The sequence below is a fragment of the Streptomyces sp. NPDC058157 genome (assembly GCF_042884105.1).
GTDB lineage: Bacteria > Actinomycetota > Actinomycetes > Streptomycetales > Streptomycetaceae > Streptomyces.
Genome location: NZ_JBHVUQ010000434.1, coordinates 1 through 1,480 on the forward strand (window position 1 = coordinate 1; position 1,480 = coordinate 1,480).

Below are 1,480 nucleotides of genomic sequence, written 5' to 3' on the forward strand. Positions count from 1 at the left end.
GTATCCAGTAGCTGGATACCAGAAGTATCCAGTTGAGGAACGCGGCCGAAGCAGCCCGCCGCAGCCGCACCGGAAGATCCCGGAGAGTCGATGCCCCACCCCCCGTCCCGTTCCGTGCTCCGCCGACCCCAGCTGTGGATCGGAACGGGGCTCATCGCCGCAGTGGTCTCGATGCTGTTCGCCCTGCTCTACGTGGGCGGCAACGTCAATCCCCGGGGCAACCTGCGCGACCTGCCCGTGGCCCTGGTCAACGCCGACGCCGGCGCCGACGCGGGCGGCCGCCACGTCAAGCTGGGCGAGCAGGTCGTCACCGGCATACGCAAGGCCGCCGAGAACGACAAGAGCATCGACTGGCAGGTGGTCAGCCGCGAGGAGGCCGACAAGCGCCTCGGCAGCGGCAAGGTCTTCGGCGCCCTGGTCATCCCGCAGGACTTCAGCGCCACGGTGACCGCCCTCGGCGCCCCGCAGCCCCCGGCCCAGGGCAAGCAGCCCGCCCCGCCGACGCTGAGCGTGCTGACCAACCAGTCCGCCGGCAGCATCGGCTCCTCGATGTCCTCCCAGGCCGCCCAGAAGGCCGCCCACGCCGCCTCCGCCCAGATCGGCCAGGAGCTCCTCAAGCAGGCCGCCGCCCAGAAGGCCCAGCTGCCGACGGCCGCCCAGCTCAAGCTCGCCGACCCGGTCACCGTCACCGTCGCCGACGGCCACCCGCTCGGCGCCCGCAGCGCCATGGGCCTGAGCGCCTTCTACTACGCGCTCGTCCTCGTCGTCTGCGGCATGCTCGGCGCCAACCTGGTCAACTCCCAGGTCGACACCGCCCTCGGCTACCTGCACACCGACTTCGGCCCCTTCCGCAAGCGCGAGCCCGTCCAGCACACCAGCCGCGTCCGCACCCTGGCCATCGGCATGACGCTGATGCTCGGCCTGTCCGTGGTGATGGGCTCCCTCGTCGAGGCCGCCACCGTCGGCATCCTCGACATGGACGCCTCCCACCTGGGCCACCTGTGGATCTACTCGGTCGCCACCATCGCCGTCGTCGGCATCGGCAGCCTCGCCCTCTTCGCCGCCTTCGGCACCCCCGGCATGCTGCTGGCCACCGTCGTCTTCGTCGCCATGGCCGTCCCCTCCTCCGGCGCCACGGTCCCGCTCCAGGCACTGCCGGGCTTCTTCCGGGGCCTCTCCGAGTTCGAGCCGCTGCGCCAGATCACCGAGGGCATGCGCTCCCTGCTCTACTACGGCGCCCAGGCCGACGCGGGCCTGACCCGGGCCTGGACCTCCCTGGGCGTCGCCCTGGTCGCCGCCCTGGCCTTCGGCTTCGCCGTCACCGCCTTCTACGACCGCCGGGGCCTGCACCGCATCCCCCGGCCGGAGACGGAGACCGGCACCCCGGCCGCTCCCGCCGCCGCGGAGCCGGCCACGGCCTGACCCGCCCGCCACACCCACGCCCCGGAGCGCCGGGCCCCCCGCGGGGGGGCGGCGGGGC

The 1,480-nt window shown here is 73.3% G+C and carries 1 protein-coding gene; it reads left to right on the forward strand.

What is annotated here, in order from left to right; translation table 11 throughout:
* Positions 1 to 90 precede the first annotated feature (90 nt).
* Positions 91 to 1,422, forward strand: a complete 1,332-nt coding sequence (locus ACFVXK_RS38655; protein ID WP_389622089.1) for a YhgE/Pip domain-containing protein — start codon at positions 91 to 93, stop codon at positions 1,420 to 1,422.
* Positions 1,423 to 1,480 lie beyond the last annotated feature (58 nt).